Origin of the sequence: Fructilactobacillus ixorae, from assembly GCF_024029915.1 — a bacterium.
Taxonomy (GTDB): domain Bacteria; phylum Bacillota; class Bacilli; order Lactobacillales; family Lactobacillaceae; genus Fructilactobacillus; species Fructilactobacillus ixorae.
Genome location: NZ_CP097478.1, coordinates 190,845 through 207,099, shown reverse-complemented (window position 1 = coordinate 207,099; position 16,255 = coordinate 190,845). Strand labels below are relative to the sequence as shown.

Genomic DNA, 16,255 nt, shown 5'->3' with positions numbered 1-16,255 from the left:
GTTTGAAAATCCACTCCAATTATGATGCAGAAGCTTCGGAATACTTTTTAACAAACTGAACTAAATCAGCAGTAAACCGGTCAGTTTCGTCGATCATCAGGTTATGGCCTGAATTTCCGTACTGTTTAATTTCTAGCTCCGGATACTTGGGGGTTAATAACTTAACTGGGTCTCTGTGTCCAACAATATTATCGTAGCGTCCCACTAACACTGTTGTAGCAACTGGCTCAATCGCATTTAACCAGTTTGGCAATGCGTAAAGGTCCGAATTCATTATCTTAGTCAAATTTACACTTTGATTATAGGTTAACGGTTTCTCAATAAATAGTTGATATAATGCAAATTTTAGGTGGTTCAAAATTACATTTACCGCTTTAAAATCATCCGTAAATTGGGCTGGATTAGGTCCAACGTACGGGTGGTCTAAGTTATCCAAGGTCCGCTCTGCTAGTTTGGGAACCACCATTGGCACTACCAACAACTGGGCCTTCATTGCGTGGGGAAAATCCTTCTTTAATCCCGTCGCTAAATATCCGCCGTATGATTGCCCCACCACTAGAAACCGTGATAATTTTAACCAGCGTAATGTTTGAACAAGTTCTTGAAGCGTCGTTGTGGCATCAATAAATTCAAGTTCACGAGAACACCCCATTCCCGGTAAATCAATATAAATCCGTTGATAACCTAAAAGGAGCTTTTTAAACACTGGTTCGGTTAGTTGCATTAGGCTAGTATGATCTAGTTCATATCCATGTAAAAAAATAATTGGCATTCCGGTACCAATTTTAGTGAATTTCAGCATCAGATTCCTCCCTCCCTACTCATTCATCCTCCGACTCCACCACGCAAACCAGGCATAGCCACCCCCGGACAACAGCACAAACAGCCCCATGGCTTCCACCGCCACGACCGGAAACGATTGGAAGTGGTCCAGAGCCCCGACGCCCCACAGTAGTAACAACGACACCACGCTCCCCAGCGTCCCGGAAACCGCCGTCACCGACGCCAGGGAGCGCGCCGGGGCCTGGCGTTGGAGATTCACCAGTAACTGGGTACTGTAAATATTAAAGGGCACGAGGAAGAGGCAGGTTAAACTAACCATCCCGAACTGCCAATGCTGACAGGCCAAGGCGCTTAGAAACAGGCCCACCATCAGTAAGACTAGGATTAGTTCGCCCCGGCGAAAGTTTTAGCGGGCAAACACCCAGTTACTACCTAACGCGATTAGCTGAAACCCAACGTAAAACAAGCCAAACTGGGCTTGCTTAACTCCGGCGCCGAGAAACAACACCTGCCAGAACTGAAAAAAGAGTTGGGCCACGATTTGTAACACGGCTAACTGCCCGATTGTCAACCATAACTGGGCCGTTAAGCCCGTTCTCAGTAAAGCTACTAACTCGCGCAAGGTCTTTCGCTGTTCTGCGGCTTGGATGGCAGTCCCGTGAAAGCCGAATAAGATTAAGCAGAGGGCCACGCCAATCAACCCAATCGAGATAATGTACAGGGCGTTCTCTAAGTAAGCATAGATAAAGGAGCCCAGTCCCCCACCGAGCAGGCTACTCAGCAAATTGGTATTGTTAAAGCTTGGTATTGTTAAAGCGCACGTTAAACTGCTTGATCAGCGACTCGTTGTGTTGGTACTGCCGTAGAAAATAGGTTTCTAGCGAACTACCGATGGCCGCACTACTAATCCCGTAGATAAACCAGGACCCGCTCAGGATCCAAAAGGAATGGGACCACATGATTAAGCCGTACGAAAGTGCTAGCAACAGCAGTGACAATTCGTACACCCGTTGCTCTGACCAGGAATCCGTCAGTAGTCCCGATGGCAGTTCAAATCCCAATACCGCGATCATGAAAAAGCTCTGAATCACCGCGATTTGCCCGACACTCATCCCCTTATTAAGCAGGATTACGGTTAACACAGCATGCGGGAGCACCCGCGCAAAGTTATACAAAAAGAACGACGTTAAGTAGACGATTAAATTGGTTTGGGAACGTGAGAATGCTGGCATTAGTTGGCCCTCCGTCGGTTAATTAAGCGCATTATACCATTTTCCCCAGTGGTTCCCGCGCCAATTTCAGTCCCTCGGCCACAAAAAAACCACCGGTTCAACGAACCAGTGGTTTTTAAGCAGTTCTGTGGGACTTAGACTTCGCGGTTAGTTTCCGTTTCGACGCCAATCCCATCGTATTCATCGAGAATAATTTGTTTCAAATCCGCAATCAACGGTTCCTTCGGGTTAGCCGTGGTACATTGATCCCCATAAGCCAGTTCTGCTAACCGTTGTGCTTTATCTTCCAGTTCCTGGCGCTCAACGCCCTGGGCTTGCAGGCTCAAGGTTACGCCAACGGAGTGCGCCAGCTCGATCACTTTGTGAACCAACGCTTCCTTCAGTTCTTCGTTCGTGTTCCCTGGTAAGCCAATGTAGCGAGCAATTTCAGCATAATCTTGATCAGCCCGGAAAGATTCGTACTTCGGCCACGTTGCCAGCTTCTTCGGTTGCTTGAAGTTGTACCGAATCACGTGTGGCAGGGTAATGGCAATCGCCACTCCATGGGTAATCCCGAATTGACCCCCAAGTTTGTGGGCAATTGAGTGGGTAATCCCAAGGAAAGCATTTGCAAAGGCCATTCCGGCAATCGTGGAAGCCGTATGCATCTGGTCGCGCGCTTCGGAGTCCCCGTTGTAAGAAGCCGTCAGGTTCGCAAAAATCATCTTAATGGCTTGCAGTGACAACGGCCGGGTGTAATCAGAGGCCATCACAGAAACGTAGGATTCAATCGCGTGCGTTAAGGCATCTAATCCCGACGCAGCGATTGTACTCTTGGGCACCGTTTTAACAAATTGCGGATCAATGATGGCCACGTCTGGAGTCAAAGCGTAGTCTGCCAGTGGGTACTTAATGTGGAGCTTAGCATCCGTAATCACGGAGAACGGCGTTACTTCAGAACCAGTTCCAGAGGTACTAGGGATGGCCACCATCTTCGACTTACTTGGTTTTTCGAAGCGGTAGGCCCGTTTCCGGATGTCCAAGAACTTCTGTTTAGCCCCAAAGAAGTCCGTTTCAGAGTTTTCGTAGATTAACCACATCATCTTAGCGGCATCTAGTGGTGAACCACCGCCAAGCGCAATGATGGTATCGGGTTGGAAGCCCCGCATTTGCATTACACCGGCATCAACCGTTTCGGTGGTTGGTTCGCCATGAATGTCATCAAAGATGTAGTATTGCACGCCATCATCGCGGGCGTTTAATTCATCGAGCACCTTGTCAACGTAGTGGTATTTAACCATGGAAGGACTCGTCACGATGAAAGCCTTTTGGATGTTTGGCATGTCCTTCAGGTAACGCACGGAATTCTTTTCGAAGTAAATCTTTGGTAGTTTAATCCATTGCATATTATTTCTTCTCTTTGCGATTGTTTTGATGTTCAACAGGTCATAGTCCGTCACGTTATGTGAGATTGAGTTTTGTCCCCATGATCCGGTCCCGAGCGTGAGGGACGGCGTCATGTTGTTGTAGAGGTTTCCGACTCCACCAAGTCCAGAGGGAGAGTTCACGATTACCCGCGACGCCTTCACGAACACGCCGAACTGCGTTGCGAGTTCTTCGTTCGTCGTTTGAATGGCTGCGGTGTGCCCTAACCCACCGTATTCCAACAGTTGGTTGACGATTTCAAAGGCCGCGTGATGATCCTTAGCGTGGTAAACCGAGATCACGGGCGACAGCTTTTCACCAGACATCGGGTACTTTGGCCCAATGCCTGTCATTTCGACGGCCAGCACTTGGGTGTCTTCTGGAACCTTAATACCGGCCATTTCAGCAATTTGCTTTGCAGTTGCCCCAGCAATGGGACCTTTCACACTCAACCGGGTGCTATCAAACATGGCATCGGTGAGTTGTTGGTGCTCAGCTTCCGGCACAAAGTACACGTTGTTGCGTTCGAGTTGTTCTTTCACATCGGTATAAATCTGGTCGTCAATGACCGCACTATTTTCCGTGGCACAAATCATCCCGTTATCAAAGGTCTTTGACAACACAATGTCGTTGACGGCTTCTGGAATCTTAGCCGTGGCTTCGATGTAAACGGGACCGTTTCCAGGTCCAACCCCCAAGGCTGGTTTCCCAGTTGAGTAAGCGGCTTTCACTAAGCCAGGCCCCCCGGTTGCTAAGGTACATGCTACTCCCGGGTTCTTGATCAAGGCGTTGGTGGCTTCCCGACTTGGTTCGGCGATCCATTGGATACAATCCTGGGGCGCTCCAGCAGCCACGGCGGCATCCCGCATGATCCGCGCGGCTTCAATCGAGGATTGTAAGGCCTGCGGGTGCAAACTAAAGATGATGGCATTGCGAGTTTTCATGGAAATGATTGCCTTAAACAGGGTGGTTGAGGTCGGGTTGGTCACTGGTGTAATCCCGGCTAACACCCCAAGGGGTTCGGCTACCTTAATCAAATCTTCTTCTGAATTCTCGTCGATAACCCCGACCGTCTTGTCGTTGCGAATGTCGTGCCAAATTTCTTCGGTGGCGAACAGGTTCTTGATGGCCTTGTCTTCAGCGACCCCCCGTCCGGTTTCTTCGTACGCCATTTTGCCTAACCGTTGGTGGGCATCCACCCCGGCAATTACCATGGCGTGGGTGATTGCATCGACTTTAGCCTGGTCAAAGTGACTCATTTCATCTAAGGCGACGTGCGCCTTTTTAACCATTTCATTAATCTTCGCATCAATTGCTTGGTTTTCTTGTACTTCTTTTTTGTCAGACATGTTTTTCCCTCCGGATGTTCTTCTGGGTTACAGGGGTGCGTGCGTGCTTACAAAGCGCCTGGTTGCCGGTTGATGCTTTTTCTAGGCTGGGGCGCCCGTGAAATCAAAGACGACCCGGCCCACGATCTTACCGGCCTTCATTTCGTCAATGACGTGATTAATGTTTTCCAGCTTATCGGTCTTAACGATTGGTTTAACTTCACCAGCGGCGCCAAACTGGAAGGTTTCACGCAGGTCTTCGCGCGTTCCGACCAAGGACCCAGCGACTTTAATGCCATCTAAAACGGTTTTGTCAATGTTTAAGGCCATGTCACCCTTCGGCAGGGCCACCGCCACTAACGTTCCGTTGGGAGCCAAGGCGTTCACAGCGTTCGTAAAGGCCGGGGCACTAACGGCCGTCACAATGGCAGCATCAACGCCCCCATCCGTGGCCTTGATGATTTGCTCCGTGGCATCATCATCGTGCCGGTTAATCACCACGTCAGCACCGTTTTCTTGCGCCGCTTGGAGTTTAGCAGGATCACCATCGGTAACTACCACCCGCGCGCCAAAGACGTGTTTCGCCAGTTGAACGGCAAGGTTTCCGAGACCCCCGGCTCCAACGATTTCAACCCAATCACCGGGCTTCGTGTTGCCTTCTTTTAGCGCCTTGTAGGTCGTTACTCCCGCACAAGTTAGTGACGTAGCCTGAATTGGATCCAGTTCATCGGGAACTTTAACCGCATACTTAGCATCTACAATACATTCTTCCGCCATGGCCCCGTCTACGCTAAAGCCAGCGTTTTTAGCGTTTCGGCAGAGCGTCTCGTTTCCGGTAATACAGTAGCGACAGGTTCCATCGGCCGAGTAGAACCAGGCAATTGAGACCCGGTCGCCAACCTTTAAGTTGTCAACGGCTTTCCCAACTTGGGTAACCTTACCCACGCCTTCGTGACCGATGATCCGCCCGGGAACTGGACCAAAATCACCAGCGGCCACGTGTAAATCGGTGTGACACAGCCCACAGTATTCAATCTTAACTAGTGCTTCATGCTCATCAATCGGACGGAGATTAACATCCTTAATGTCAACGTACCCATCTGAATTGGACCGAACAACAGCTGCTTTCATCTTTTATTCCCCTTTCCAAACCTTTACTTTACGGTTCTATTATATTGTTCAAAAGTTCACATGTCAACGCTAAAAAGTTATTTTAATTATTAAAAAATAGTAAAGCAGACCGCAAAAAGACTACAATAACGCATTCTGACGGTTCCAAACCCGTGAAACATAATTTTGTGTTAAGTTACACAAAATTACGGTTATATTAAGAAAATGAGCTTTCATTTGCGCCTTTCGTTAATCAACTACTACCCGATTAGTTAGCTTCCAATTAATGTTTAATCAGTTATTTTTATTGCTTATTTAGAATCTGACTATGTTACAATTATACTTATGAGCAATGTGATCTTTTTATTTTTCACCAATTTAAATCAAATACATACAAACAAAGAAAGGATGGATTACGTGAAAAAAGTAAATAAAAATGTAAGTTGTCACTATAAGATGTATAAAGCTGGTAAAAAATGGGTTGTCGCTTCATTAGCAAGCGCCACCATCATGTCCTTTACATATTTAACCGCCCAGGCTAATCTCGATTCCCCCGCCGAAAATGCAACTGCGGTCACCACGGCTGTAACCGGTGAGACACCCCAGCAATTAGCTCCCAGTTCGCAACCAACTCCACCTAATCAACCGGTGGTTACAACTACACCTCAAGTTACTAACCCAGAATCGCAGCCCGCACCATCCTTAACCACCGATACAACTACAGGCAAACCAGCTACTGCTAGTCCCTCAACCAGTGAACTAACTTCGAATCCTACTCCTAGTGACCAAGCTGTAGCTGTTAACCAACCTCATGAACCGGGCCAGGCAAGTGGTAGCCAGGCTAAGTTATCCCTAGTTAACGAATCCCAGCCAGTCACAACCGCTACTCCATCTAATGAGTCCGTTTCTAATGGTGCTCAACCGACTGAAAGCACTGCTCCAGAGACAGTTACACCTACTGCAGCTCCACAAAATTATCAAGCGCCACAATCTCAATTTGATCACGGTGCATTAGTTAAGCTAGCCGTTACTGCTGACCCAACAATGATGACATCCGTTGTCCCAGATCCGACGTTACAAAAGGCAATTACCGATGCTTATAATCAAAGCTTTTATCCCAGCACAACGAAAACAATTGAAGAAATAACGTTAGAAGATATGAAGGCAATTCAAACAATTAATCTTCCCTCCTTTGGTAGTTCGGGAAATCGCGCTTTGCCCCAAACTTTTGCCGGCATTCAATACTGTACTAACTTAAAATATCTTTTTATTAATGGAGCCGGCAGTACAGATATCCCCGCTAAAATTGATTTTTCTGCCATCGGAGAATTAACTGGATTAGAACGCTTAGATTTTTCGGCCGTGCCGTTTACAACTGATCAATTCCCCGACCTAAGCAAGTTGACATCGTTAAAAATATTATCAATCAACCAAAATACCGGTGGTGACATTTGGGCCACCCATCCTGACCGCATTGATAATTCAATTTTTAACGTCTTAAAACAATGTCATAATTTAACTTCCCTAAACATCATCGGCACCAATGTTGATTCCCTGGCAGATTTTGCAGCGGTTAAACTTGCCCATCCGAACCTTACTTCAATTGATTTTAGTAGAAATCGAATTAAAAATCTCAATGTTTTACGGCAAAATATAAATTTAGATAACGTCACTAAAATTAATGTCACTGGGCAAGTCGTTACGTCAGCATATTCTCTAACGCGCGATGACTTTGATTATAATTCTGAAACAAACCAATTAACCTTACCCTTTAGCAAGCTAAAGGATTTGATAATTAACCCGGATGGATCCCTCGCTTATCCAACCAAAGAAATTCAAGTTAATTATAATGGCAAGTGGGTCACAGCAACTTTGAAAAATAATGCCTTCGTAATCAACGGTGTGTCTCAAAGTGATTTTGCTAACTTAACGCTCTTTAAATGGCGACCAGCCTTCTTAAGCGATGATTATAAGACGGATGGAATTTGGAATTTTGGTGGTAACGCCATTGGTCAAGATATCACTGTTGCAACTACGCTTCCGGTCAATGGAGCTGAAGTCACGGTTAAGTATGTTGATGAAAACGGAGTTGACCTCGTCCCAGCGGAACGGTTAACAGGGGATCTCAATACTCCCTATACCACGACGGCTAAAGACCTTCCGGGTTATTCGCTAAAACAAGTGGTCGGTAACCCGACGGGAACCTTTACAGATAATGCTCAAACTGTGACCTACGTCTACCAAAAAGTGGTCGATCACAGTTCCATCGCCGGCCATGACGTTACCATTCATGTGAATGACGCCATCCCTTTGGCAGCTGATTTTGGTGCAACTGCGACTGCTATGGATGGTAGTGCCCTATCGGTTACCCTTGATACTAGCGCGGTTGACGTAACCAAGCCCGGTAGTTATCCGGTTACTATCACCGCGGCAAACGGGCTTAGTAAAACGGTTTATGTTCACGTATTAGCAAATCAACCAGTAGCAGGAGCTGAGGTCACGGTTAAGTACGTCGATGAAAATGGAAATGAAATCGCGCCTGCCGATCGTTTAAGTGGAACTATTAATACGCCCTATACCACGACGGCTAAAGACCTTCCGGGTTATTCGCTAAAACAAGTGGTCGGCAATCCGACGGGAACCTTTACAGATACCGCTCAAGCTGTAACCTACGTCTACCAAAAAGTGGTCGATCACAGTTCCATCGCCGGCCATGACGTTACCATTCATGTGAATGACGCCATCCCTTCGGCAGCTGATTTTGGCGCAACTGCGACTGCTATGGATGGTAGTGCCCTACCGGTTACCCTTGATACTAGCGCGGTTGACGTAACCAAGCCCGGTAGTTATCCGGTTACTATCACCGCGGCAAACGGGCTTAGTAAAACGGTTTATGTTCACGTTTTGGCGCAAACTGTTACTGAAAAGCCTAATCCCAAGCAACCAGAGCAGCCAACTAATGACCCCCTTACCGAAGGTGCCCAAGACAAGCATATTGACATTGATGTTATCCCTAGGCACGAAGATGAACAATCTCAATCCAAAGCTAATAATGGCATCAACCGATCAGCTTCCAATCCTGAAATTTTTGCCGGTAAGGCATCTACGCTTCCAACCGTTTCAACAGCTAAGCAACAAACACAGCATCACTTACCGGCAACTGGGCAAGCCCAAAATCGACGGTTGTTAGTGCTTGCACAGACCTTAGTTGGATTGTCATTGTTACTATTTGTCGGTTTGAAAGTAATCGACAGAAGAAAACGATAATCCCTTAATCGGAGTTACTCGTGCTCCCCTCAAATTCAGAAAAACCAAAAAGGTTGCTAGCCGATGGCTAGCAACCTTTTTTAATTATCCTTCTAATCGGGATAACAGGAATTGAACCTGCGACCTCATACTCCCGAAGCATGCGCTCTACCAAGCTGAGCTATATCCCGGTAATTTTTACTACTAGTTCATCATACCACAAATCTTACCGCAGGACCAAATGACCTTAGCAACAACAAAGCGTAATTCCAACTGGAATTACGCTTGTCATTTTCTAGAGTTTAGTCTGGTAACCACCCGTGCTTCTGCAGGTCAAAATCTCGTTTTGGGAGCTTCGAAACATACGGATTTCCGGCCACGTAAAAACGATACGGCTGATTCGTCCAACTGCCCCGGTCACTAACGCCGATTCGACCACTCGCCATGATTTTCTGTGGCGTTTTGCCGTGCTCTAAATCAATGTCTAGAGCCGTCTCGCCAAACTCACGCTCGTTCAGTTGCTTATCGGTAATTCCGAGGGCTTCCATCAGTTTGCCTGGTCCGTTAGTTAGTTCATAACCATGCTTGGCCCGGTGCTGTTCCATAACCGCCCGTCCCGCGACTGGTTCTAACCCCCGAATCAAGATTCCCTCAGGGACCTCCTCCGCCTGCGTGGCGACATCCAGACAGAGGCGAGAGTGGATCGAATAAATGTAAATGGTCCCTGGAACTCCATAGAGCGCTTCATTTGCCGGCGTTCGTTTCCCTTGATAGGCATGGGCGGCGGAGTCCCGTTGGCCCAAATAGGCTTCTGCTTCCGTGATGTAGCCACTCATCAACCCATGCGGTGAGTGGTACACCAACAGCTTGCCTAACAAGCGTTGCGTAATCTCATCCGTAGTTCCCGTTGCAAAAAACCGCCGTAGCCGCTCTGTCACCGTGTTTACCTACCTTCAAACTCCCATGTAGTCTTCATTACCGGACCACAATCACCGAAATCTTCGCCTTCTTCGCTAACTTAACACTGATGCTGTAAAAATGATGTTCGCCATCCTTATCGGCCCCACACACTAACAAATCCGGTTTAAAGTTCGGAATGATCGTGTCGAGAATCTCATCATCAATGTCGCCACCTTCACTGGCAATCGCGGTCACATCGCTAACGCCAAAGTCCTCAGCCATCGTGACATAGTGATCGATCACCTGGTTTAAGGCGGCCCGCTTCTCGTCTAATTTCTTCGGTGTCAGAGAATCATAAATGTTGATGTCATCACCCTCTAATACCGAACAAATCCCGAGTTCAGCGTGAAACGTCTTGGCCTGGGTCACCGCGTAGCGTAATGCGGCTTCGTTCGCACTAGGATCGTCAGCATCAATTGTCAATAAGATGCGTTTGAACGCCAATGGTTCTACTTCCGTCATTTTCTTCACCTCCCTTCGCTAATATCATAGCATGAAACTGGCCTTTAAGCTCGGCAAATTGCAACTCCAAGTAACATGCCCGTGATCAGTCGACATCATCATGCGTGTTTAACTTGGAAATCATGTGTTGGGCCCGCACACGGCGCATTTTTTCCTTTTTCTTTTCGACCCGCAGGTCTTCCATCCCCTTGGCCTTAAGCACGATTCCCTCATCCGTTTTGACCATGTGATAAATCGAGACCAGGATCATGAGACAGACAAACATCAACGGGAACCCGGCAATAGCACAGAAGGTTTGAATGGTGGTAAAGCCCCCTACAACCACGATTCCGACTGCAAAGAGGACAAAGACGACGACCCACGTCATCCGGTTGACCTGACTGGGATCCTGATTATCCTTCAACTGCAAACTCGTAAACGACGAAACGATGTAGGCCGACGAAGAGATCGTGGTCGCCAGAAAGATAAAGCACGATAAGCAGTAGACGGCAAACACAATCCCTTTAACAGGTAACGTCCCGAGGACCGCGGTAATCACCGCTGCTTGCCCGTGGACATTCAAGATGTGCACCAGGTTCACGGTGCCGGTTTTTTGCAGCCACAGAGAGTAGCCTCCAAGGATGGCGTAGAAACTCAAACAACCAGCGGAGCCGTACATGAGCATCCCAAGTAAGACCTGGCGAATCGTCCGCCCTTTAGAAATGCGGGCGATAAACAGTCCCATCACCGGCATGTACGATAACCACCACCCCCAGTAAAAAATCGTTTCGGAGTTAGCAATGTCTGGAGTTCCATTGGGCACCGTGTTAGTACTCAACCGCACAAAATTACTGGTTAAGAGCCCCAGACTGTTAGTTTCTGAACTTAAAATGTAAATCGTTGGTCCGACCAACAGAACGAACGCTAAGAAGATGATTGCCGTCCAGATGTGCATGTCGCTTAAGCGGTCAATCCCACCGTTTAAGCCGTGCCAGACGGTCCAAGCAAAGATCACAAACAACATGGCAAACAGCCCGAGTTTGAGTGCCATGTTATCCGGTAAGCCGGTAAGCCCACTTAAGACATTTGAGATGATTGGAAGCTCCATCCCGACGGAGGAGCCCACGCCCCCCATAATCCCAAAGACAACTAAAAAATCGACCAGTTGCCGCCCGACATACTGCCACTTAGCATTCCCCTGCAAAAAATTAATTGCCGTACTCAGACGTTGGACCTTGGTGTGCTTCACGAACAAAATATAGCCAATTGCAACGGCCGCCGGGGCAAACATCATCCAAGCCATCGGCCCCCAGTCAAACTGACCGAGCATGTGGGCATAATTATAGGCTTCTGTTGAAAAGGGCTGAATGCCAAAGGCGGGATGGGAGACGTAGCGAATCGGATCCACCATACTCAACATCAAAATACTAGCGTCAATTGCGGTGGCAAACACCATGCTTCCCCACTGCAAACTACTGTACTGGGGTTTAGTGGTGGCCTCTCCTAGTTTAATCGAACCGTACTTACTAAAAATCAACCACAAAAAGAACACGAAATTAATGATGTAAACCATCATATAAGCCCACCCCATCTGCTTGGTAATCCAGGTCAATGCAGTAGCTAACTCACCCTGCAGTGGCTGACCACCGGCAATTAAAATGACTGCCGCCACCACAAAAATAACCATGGTGGGAATAAATACGAACTTATTAATGTTGAAATGGTTAAAAATGGTGTTCCTCCAGAAAGCGGTTCGGCTTTTATTTCACAAAAAATACCGCTAGCGTGATCGAAAAGCGAACCTCATAGCGGTATCCATCATCTGAATGATTTTATTTGATTATAACACTTTTAACGTTCAGTTAAATCATGATTATCAATTGTTTTGAGCACCCGCGCCGGATTACCCGCGAGGACTACGTCATCACCAAACGATTTAGTGACCACCGCGCCGGCCCCCACCACGACGTTTTGGCCGAGCGTGACCCCAGGAAGAATCGTGACGCCGCCCCCTAGCCAGGCGTTATCCCCGATCGTAATCGGCGCCCCGAGCTCCACGTCGTGAATCCGGTCACGGGCGTTTAAAGGATGGATGTTCGTGTACAAGCCGCAGTTCGGCCCGATGTAACAGTTTTGCCCTATCCGAATGGGACACGAATCTAGGAGGGTCAGGTGATAGTTGCCAAAAAAGTTATTTCCAATGTAGATATTGAACCCGTAGTCAAACTGAAGGTCAGTTTCTACAAAAAATTCCGGTCCCGTCGCGGCCAGTAACTCCTTTACCAGCGCATTTCGCTTTTCATTATCTGGAGTATTATTAATGGTTTGTAACTGCTGGCGGACCAGAAGCCGCCGTTTGATTAGTTCCGGGTCAAACTGATTGAAGGCTTCTCCCGCCGTCATCTTAGCTCGTTCAGTCGTCATGTGCCCGCTCCCTTTCCATTTGGTCCATCGTTTGGTTCAAGCGCTCGTCAACGTACACGTTTCCCTGGTTCGTCGCATGGCCCTTGGTCCACGCCAATTGCAGGTGCGGGAACTCAGTGAGTAAAGCGGCAAGCTGTTGCCACAACTCCTTGTTTTTCAGTTCCCCGGCTGCTCGCCTCCAACCACGCCGTTGCCAGCCCGCTAACCAGCCCTTTTGAATCGCATTCAACACGTACCGGGAGTCCGAAACAACGCCCACCTGTTCGCGTTGAAAATCATGCGCTCGCAACCATTGTAACGCTTTTACCAGGGCGGTGATTTCCATCTTGTTGTTAGTCACCCCCCACTCACCAGCGGAGGCGGCGTGTTGCCGGCCCGCATAGTCGATTAGATAGGCCCAGGCGGCTGGATCACTGGCCTGCACGTGCCCGCCGGCGACGTTGCCGTGATTGCGCGAACCGCCGTCCGTAAAGACCACGATGGTCGGCCGAGCGGAACTGGTTGTTGCTGTTGGTGTCGTAGGATGGGGCGCCTCAGCGTCATTTAGATACTGGTGAGCCGCTGCCTGGTCCGCAAACCCCCGATACTGAGCTCCCGAAAATCCCTCTACTTGGGCCTTCGCAGCCGCCCAAGTGGAATAAATCCCTGGTTGGCGCCCTCGTTTTACAGCGTAATATTTTTTTGCTTTAGTCATCACGAGACTCCTTTGTGGTAATTTATAATTAATCAGTCTAAATCCTTTGCAGGACGTGCTTTTTATGTAAAAATAATAGTATAAGTGGGAGGAGAATAATAATGTCTGAGCTTAATATCGAACTAATCACGGCTGATCAAGCCATGAAAATGTTGCGCGATCGACACGCCAAACGCAATGAACGTTTTCCTCAATTAATTTCCGCTGGAAGCTTTATTTTACCTGATTACTATTTAACCAGAAAAAGAGAAGCTTTTAAAATTAGACGGCACACGTTTCTGAAAAAGAAGCCCCGTTCCTACGTTGCCTTTGATTCTGAAAACGGCCAAACGCTCTGGTTACGGAATTTTAACAGCCTTTCAGAAGCAATGTTTTGGTTAAATACCGGGCTAAAACCGGCGGATACGGACTCAAGTAATTCCTTTGCGAAGTGGAAAGAGAGTCACGCCGCAGAAATTAACGAGTTGAAAGACCAACTGCGGGCCATGTCAAAATTGAAGAAAAAAGAAATTGTGAAGGCTACGAAAGCCAAAAAAGAAAAGGGAGCTACGCGTTAAGGCGTAACTCCCTTTTTTACTTACTTTTCAGCAGGTTTTTGTTTCAAGAACTTTTGTAAATCTGCTACTCTTTTTTGTTCTTTTTTGCGTTTTTTCTGGTCAATTGGTCGCCGACCTTGGACACCATTTGGATGACAAATTCTCATGATGAACACTCCTTTACTTTAGACTTACAAATAACAGCTCCTTGTATTATAATACACCCAACGTGAAAAAATCAAATTTCTTCAAGGAGGCGGAGCCTTTATGCTCAACGATTATCCCCAGGTCGTCACCATCGCCGGTAGCGATAGTGATGGTAGTGCCGGCATGCAAGCCGACCTGTTAACCTTTTTTGCCAAGCACGTGTACGGGGCAACCATCATCACGGCCTGTGTTGCAGGGAACTCCTTTGGGATTCACGCTGGAGTTAACATGAGCGCTGACTTCATTAGTCAGGAGTTCCACGACCTCGCGACTGATTTCCACATTCGGGCCGCTAAAACCGGAATGTTAGCGGACGCTACCATTATTAACACGGTGGCCGATAACTACGAAAAGTACGACTTTGGTCCCCTCGTGGTGGATCCGGTCATCATCACCAAGCACGGGGACCAGTTGTTAGAACAGGTTGCCTTTGAAACGTTAGTCAAGCGCCTCTTACCGCTGGCTGAAGTCCTCACGCCCAATTTCTTTGAGGCCGTGAAACTAACTGGGATCGATCCAAAGACCCCGGACTTTCAAGCCCAAGCAGCCCATCAGCTCCAACAACTGGGCGCTCGCAACGTAATGGTGAAGGGCCGCCATGATCAAGCTGACCAGACGACCGTTACCGACTACGTCCTCCTTGAAAACGGAACTAGTTTTGAACTCACAGAACCATACTACAAAACCACCCATAAAAACGGGACGGGGGACACCCTGTCGGCCGCCATCACGGCTGAACTTGGACTCGGTCACTCCGTTGAAACTGCCATTCGAAACGCGAAGGCCTACGTGGATGCCTGCATTAAGAACGGAATTAACGTGGGCCATCAGTTTGGACCCATTAATCACTGGGCGACTTCTTAACCATCCCACGAAAGCAGAGCTACGCAGCTCACTTTCGTGGGATTTTTATTTACCACTGCGCTGGACTCCAGATGCGTCCATCCAGTTCCGCTTCGGCTTGGTCAATTCGTTGCGCCTGCTGTGTTACGGCCGCCCGGGTCGCTGCCAGTAAGGCACTGGTCGTCACAGGCAGTGGTCCCGCCTCCGCCTCTAACTCAGTTAGGGTTTCTAATAACCACCGTTCGGTTTCCATTGCTAGCCCTCCTCTGCTTGACGAATCAATTTAATCTGATCCTTAAGGTCATCTAAATGCTCCTGATTTGCGCTTAGTTGGTTAATCACCAACGCTAAGCGTTGCTGTCGTTCTGCTGGTTGTGTCGTCTGCCACCGTTTGAGCTGCTGAATTAACCAGGCCACGCGTTGCTCAAAGGACAATGGTTGCGGAGCAGTTAGATACTGCTGGTACTTGATCAATAATTCGGCCTGTTCCGCCTCTGACTGGTAGCCAAACTGGTCAATCACCAATGGCTTTAAAAACTGCATCCCAGCGCGGTGTGCGATGGCCCGATAGGGTGTCAGAATTTCCGACAGGCTAAAGTCCTCGGTCCCACCTGCCTGAAACTCCTGTTCAGCCGAGCCCAACGAGGTAACGATTCCAAGCTGTTTGGCGGCTAAACAACCCCGTTCACCAGCAAAGGTGAAGGCCCGGGTTAACACGTCGTCTTCCCACTGTTTCAGTAGCGCCGGTGCGCTATACCAGTATAGAGGAAATTGGAAAATCACCCGGTCCGCTGCAATCAGTGCCTGTTGTTCCGCAGCAACTGTTAACGGCCACTGACTGGAGTCTAACCGTTTCCACGTTACGTTTTCTAACCCTGCCTGCCCCCGCTTTAAAAAAGCTTGGGTGCTCGAATCTGCGTATTCGGGATGAGCCACAATTACTAAGGTTTTCACTTTGTTCCCTCCGTTTCGTTAGCTTTTATTGTACTTTTTTCGCGTAAGCCGGTAAAGCACCCTGCTCGGTTCTCCAAAAAATGTGGAATAGTG

The 16,255-nt window shown here is 48.1% G+C and carries 17 protein-coding genes and 1 tRNA gene; 3 read left to right on the top strand and 15 right to left on the bottom strand.

What is annotated here, in order from left to right; all coding sequences use genetic code 11:
• Nucleotides 1-19 precede the first annotated feature (19 nt).
• From M8332_RS00935 to adhP, 6 genes are all read right to left on the bottom strand, one after another.
• Nucleotides 20-802 (bottom strand): alpha/beta fold hydrolase, encoded by a 783-nt coding sequence (locus tag M8332_RS00935; RefSeq protein WP_252780309.1) that lies wholly within the window; start codon nt 800-802, stop codon nt 20-22.
• A 15-nt stretch (nt 803-817) separates the two neighbouring features.
• Nucleotides 818-1,075, bottom strand: a complete 258-nt coding sequence (locus M8332_RS00930) for a hypothetical protein (protein ID WP_252780307.1) — start codon at nt 1,073-1,075, stop codon at nt 818-820.
• A gap of 114 nt (nt 1,076-1,189) precedes the next feature.
• Nucleotides 1,190-1,567 carry a hypothetical protein gene (locus M8332_RS00925; RefSeq protein WP_252780306.1) on the bottom strand — a complete coding sequence of 126 codons (378 nt, stop codon included), beginning with the start codon at nt 1,565-1,567 and terminating at the stop codon, nt 1,190-1,192.
• A gap of 10 nt (nt 1,568-1,577) precedes the next feature.
• Nucleotides 1,578-2,015 carry an MFS transporter gene (locus tag M8332_RS00920; protein WP_252780305.1) on the bottom strand — a complete coding sequence of 146 codons (438 nt, stop codon included), beginning with the start codon at nt 2,013-2,015 and terminating at the stop codon, nt 1,578-1,580.
• Nucleotides 2,016-2,149: 134 nt separating this feature from the next.
• Complete coding sequence (adhE, locus tag M8332_RS00915; RefSeq protein ID WP_252780303.1) at nt 2,150-4,768, bottom strand: bifunctional acetaldehyde-CoA/alcohol dehydrogenase; 2,619 nt, start codon at nt 4,766-4,768, stop codon at nt 2,150-2,152.
• Nucleotides 4,769-4,849: 81 nt separating this feature from the next.
• Nucleotides 4,850-5,878, bottom strand: a complete 1,029-nt coding sequence (adhP, locus tag M8332_RS00910) for an alcohol dehydrogenase AdhP (RefSeq protein WP_252780301.1) — start codon at nt 5,876-5,878, stop codon at nt 4,850-4,852.
• A 396-nt stretch (nt 5,879-6,274) separates the two neighbouring features.
• On the opposite strand from adhP, the gene M8332_RS00905 reads away from it, so the two are divergent.
• Nucleotides 6,275-9,124, top strand: a complete 2,850-nt coding sequence (locus M8332_RS00905; protein WP_252780299.1) for a MucBP domain-containing protein — start codon at nt 6,275-6,277, stop codon at nt 9,122-9,124.
• Nucleotides 9,125-9,220: 96 nt separating this feature from the next.
• Here the strand turns inward: M8332_RS00905 and M8332_RS00900 are convergent.
• From M8332_RS00900 to M8332_RS00875, 6 genes are all read right to left on the bottom strand, one after another.
• A tRNA-Pro gene (locus tag M8332_RS00900) sits at nt 9,221-9,294 on the bottom strand.
• Nucleotides 9,295-9,405: 111 nt separating this feature from the next.
• Nucleotides 9,406-10,041 carry a DNA-3-methyladenine glycosylase gene (locus tag M8332_RS00895; RefSeq protein WP_252780297.1) on the bottom strand — a complete coding sequence of 212 codons (636 nt, stop codon included), beginning with the start codon at nt 10,039-10,041 and terminating at the stop codon, nt 9,406-9,408.
• A 37-nt stretch (nt 10,042-10,078) separates the two neighbouring features.
• The gene (locus M8332_RS00890; protein ID WP_252780295.1) at nt 10,079-10,525 is read right to left on the bottom strand and encodes a universal stress protein; all 447 of its coding nucleotides are present in this window, start codon (nt 10,523-10,525) and stop codon (nt 10,079-10,081) included.
• 85 nt (nt 10,526-10,610) lie between these two features.
• Nucleotides 10,611-12,200: a BCCT family transporter gene (locus M8332_RS00885; protein WP_289847034.1), complete on the bottom strand. Its 1,590-nt coding sequence runs from the start codon at nt 12,198-12,200 to the stop codon at nt 10,611-10,613.
• A gap of 155 nt (nt 12,201-12,355) precedes the next feature.
• Nucleotides 12,356-12,928, bottom strand: coding sequence for a sugar O-acetyltransferase (locus M8332_RS00880; protein ID WP_252780293.1), 573 nt, complete (start codon nt 12,926-12,928; stop codon nt 12,356-12,358).
• Nucleotides 12,918-13,622: a ribonuclease H family protein gene (locus M8332_RS00875; RefSeq protein ID WP_252780291.1), complete on the bottom strand. Its 705-nt coding sequence runs from the start codon at nt 13,620-13,622 to the stop codon at nt 12,918-12,920. Before M8332_RS00875 ends, M8332_RS00880 begins: the two co-directional genes overlap by 11 nt.
• A gap of 101 nt (nt 13,623-13,723) precedes the next feature.
• Between M8332_RS00875 and M8332_RS00870 the strand changes: the two genes are divergently transcribed.
• On the top strand, nt 13,724-14,179 hold the full coding sequence (locus M8332_RS00870) for a hypothetical protein (protein WP_252780290.1): 456 nt from the start codon (nt 13,724-13,726) through the stop codon (nt 14,177-14,179).
• Between the two features lie 20 nt (nt 14,180-14,199).
• On the opposite strand, the gene M8332_RS07185 is transcribed toward M8332_RS00870, so the two are convergent.
• The gene (locus tag M8332_RS07185) at nt 14,200-14,325 is read right to left on the bottom strand and encodes a hypothetical protein (protein WP_274706348.1); all 126 of its coding nucleotides are present in this window, start codon (nt 14,323-14,325) and stop codon (nt 14,200-14,202) included.
• A 100-nt stretch (nt 14,326-14,425) separates the two neighbouring features.
• Here M8332_RS07185 and thiD point away from each other — a divergent pair, with 100 nt between their 5' ends.
• Nucleotides 14,426-15,229: a bifunctional hydroxymethylpyrimidine kinase/phosphomethylpyrimidine kinase gene (gene thiD / locus M8332_RS00865; RefSeq protein ID WP_252780288.1), complete on the top strand. Its 804-nt coding sequence runs from the start codon at nt 14,426-14,428 to the stop codon at nt 15,227-15,229.
• 49 nt (nt 15,230-15,278) lie between these two features.
• Here thiD and M8332_RS00860 read toward each other — a convergent pair whose 3' ends face one another.
• Both M8332_RS00860 and M8332_RS00855 read right to left on the bottom strand, forming a co-directional pair.
• Nucleotides 15,279-15,461 carry a hypothetical protein gene (locus tag M8332_RS00860; RefSeq protein WP_252780287.1) on the bottom strand — a complete coding sequence of 61 codons (183 nt, stop codon included), beginning with the start codon at nt 15,459-15,461 and terminating at the stop codon, nt 15,279-15,281.
• 2 nt (nt 15,462-15,463) lie between these two features.
• Nucleotides 15,464-16,162, bottom strand: a complete 699-nt coding sequence (locus M8332_RS00855; RefSeq protein WP_252780285.1) for an NAD(P)H-dependent oxidoreductase — start codon at nt 16,160-16,162, stop codon at nt 15,464-15,466.
• Between the last annotated feature and the right edge of the window lie 93 nt (nt 16,163-16,255).